This window comes from Anaerophaga thermohalophila str. Valhall, assembly GCF_000250735.1.
GTDB lineage: Bacteria > Bacteroidota > Bacteroidia > Bacteroidales > Marinilabiliaceae > Anaerophaga > Anaerophaga thermohalophila_A.
The window spans coordinates 1-2,647 of sequence record NZ_AHZV01000053.1; the positions used below are offsets into that span (position 1 = coordinate 1).

Sequence of the window (2,647 nt, forward strand, 5' to 3'; positions counted from 1 at the left end):
TCGTAATAGATAATTTATGAATAATTCAGGTCAGGTAACAGATGTTTAATTTCCTCTACAAAATCAATGATTTCTGATTCTTTTGTATCAAAAGAGGTCATCCACCGCACCTCATTTTTTGACTCGTTCCAAATGTAAAAAAAGTACTTTTTCTGCAACGGTTCAATAATATGCCTGGGAACAATCGCAAAAACACCATTCACCTGTACTTTCTGAGTAATTTGAACAGCATCAACCGGTTTCAGCCGGTCGGCAAGTAATTTTGCCATGCTATTGGCATGCTCAGCGTTCTTACGCCACAATTCGTCTTTCAGGAAAGCTTCAAACTGGGCTGCAATAAAACGCATTTTAGAATGTAGCTGGGTTGTCTGTTTGCGAACATATTTTGCATTGACAGCAAGATCAGGATTTAAAAACACAACCGCTTCACCAAACATAAGTCCATTCTTTGTACCTCCAAACGAAAGAACATCAACGCCAACATCGGTAGTCATTTCACGAAAACTGCAGCCAAGTGAGGCAGCTGCATTAGAAATACGGGCACCATCCATGTGCAGGAAAAGACCTTTACTATGAACAAAATCTGCCAATTCTGTTAATTCGTCAATAGAATACAGCGTTCCAAGTTCAGTGGCCTGAGCAATAGAGACAACAGCGGGTTGTGCATGATGTTCAAACCCGAAACCATGCAGATGCTTTTCCACGAGAGCGGGAGTAAGTTTACCGTCAGGAGTTTCCAGTGTCAGCATCTTGCATCCGGTGTGCTTTTCGGGAGCACCGCATTCATCCACATGTATATGGGCTGTTTCGGAACTGATAATGGCATTGAAGGGCCGGGTAGCAGTTTGTAATGCAATAACATTGGCGCCGGTACCATTATATACAAAAAAAACTTTGGCCGTCTGACCAAAGATACTTTGAAAAAGCTTTTCGGTGCGGGCGGTAACAGGGTCACCGCCATAACCTGTTGCATGTTCTTTATTAACTTCCTCTAATGCTTTCATTATCTCAGGATGAACCCCTGAATTATTGTCGCTGGCAAATCCTTTCATTAGTATAAAATTTATTCTTTAAGGCCTAATGGAACCTGCATTCAAGAACTTATCCATATTCTTATTATGGCAAGCTTTGCCTGGCTCGTTTCATCAGTATAAAATTAGTCTGAATTATTGGTCAACATGCAAAGCGGCCTCAACCTGTCACCAACAACCCTTTACTGGTTCGCTCTTATCGCCGTGCATGAAAAACCAGCAACGGAGTAGTTGAATGGAATAACATTTTCTTCCCGATGCTGGGGTTAAACAGGCGGGCAAAGATGTTGCGCCGGTGAGTGGTAAGGCTGATAATGTCAATATTTTTGGCCCGGACATAGCTTTCCATACCGACCCAAAAATCCTCGTTCTGAATAAGGTCAAAATCTATTTGGGTATTTGGAAACTTATCCTCCACATATTTTTTCAGGCCTTCCATTTTCACCTTGTCCCACTTATGGGAAGATTTTTCGCACACATGTGCAAAGGTAATAGAAACATCCAAAGGTTTAACGAGTTTTTCAAGTTTATCGAGAGCAACAAAATCAGACTCTTCAAAATTGGTGGCGTAGAGAACTTTTTTCATATTATCGATTCCCTTATATTCGAAATCTTCAGGAACAGCCAAAACAGGAACGCGGGCACCTTCCATAACCTCGGCTGTAACAGAACCAATCAAATCCGATGCCTTACGGTCTTTTCCCCTCGTTCCCATTATAATTACCGTAGGTTCGTACTCATCACTAAAGTGGATAATTTCATCCTCAGCCACGCCACGAAGCAATTTTGTACGGATGTGTAATTTTTCAAGTCCTTTATCTTTTTTTCGTTGCTTCAAATGCCCCATGAAGCCATTCATATCTTCTTTGGCTTTTTCTTCCAGATCGATCAGCATTTCATCAATACTTGTATCATACACATAAGCTTCGGCAAACGGGAGGGTATTAATGACCGGATTGTAAAAAACGTGCAAAACGGTTATTTCAGCATCAAGCCTGGCTGCCCAGTCCATAGCCATATCAGCCGCTTTGGATGAATAATCACTAAAATCGACAGGCAATAGAATGCGGTGTCTGGAAGGTCTTCCCCGTTTCTTTTCTTCGGCCTTCAAAAGTTCGGGTCTTTCAACTTCCTCCATGATTTTCACTGCCTTTTCCAGATCCTGCTCACGGATTCGAATCTTCACGCCGTCTGAAATGGATCCCTGAATCAGATTGACATTCTCCAGGAAACATTCAATTCCTTCGCTTTCGAGCAAAGAACGTATGATTTCAGCATGCTCATACGAACGTGTTGCGAGAGTAATTATTTTATCTTCTGCCATAGCTTTAAATTTTTAGGATTTCTGAATTAAGTGCCTGTTCAGAAAGTGTCATTTACAAGGCTTGCGAAGTCCGAAAATACGGAGTTTAATCATCGTAAATGAATAATTTTCGGACGAGCGTAACACAGTAAATGACACTTTCTGGACAGACACACAAAAGTTAGTGTGTGATAAATAATTGTTTACACAATCAACAACACATAAATCTCTCATAATAAAAACTTTGCGTCATTACGTCTCTGCCTTTAGGCTTTTTTAACTGATAATTGAAAATATAAATTTTAACACTGCT

Annotated in this window: 2 protein-coding genes; both read right to left on the bottom strand. The window is 40.7% G+C overall.

What is annotated here, in order from left to right; translation table 11 throughout:
• Positions 1–14 precede the first annotated feature (14 nt).
• Complete coding sequence (locus OQ5_RS0102250; RefSeq protein ID WP_016775935.1) at positions 15–1,052, bottom strand: threonine aldolase family protein; 1,038 nt, start codon at positions 1,050–1,052, stop codon at positions 15–17.
• A gap of 175 nt (positions 1,053–1,227) precedes the next feature.
• Positions 1,228–2,355: a universal stress protein gene (locus OQ5_RS0102255; RefSeq protein ID WP_016775936.1), complete on the bottom strand. Its 1,128-nt coding sequence runs from the start codon at positions 2,353–2,355 to the stop codon at positions 1,228–1,230.
• Positions 2,356–2,647 lie beyond the last annotated feature (292 nt).

Bases quoted from the DNA above. Each gene is read 5' to 3' on its own strand.
- OQ5_RS0102250 (WP_016775935.1), bottom strand. From the start codon at position 1,052: ATGAAAGGATTTGCCAGCGACAATAATTCAGGGGTTCATCCTGAGATA.
- OQ5_RS0102255 (WP_016775936.1), bottom strand. From the start codon at position 2,355: ATGGCAGAAGATAAAATAATTACTCTCGCAACACGTTCGTATGAGCAT.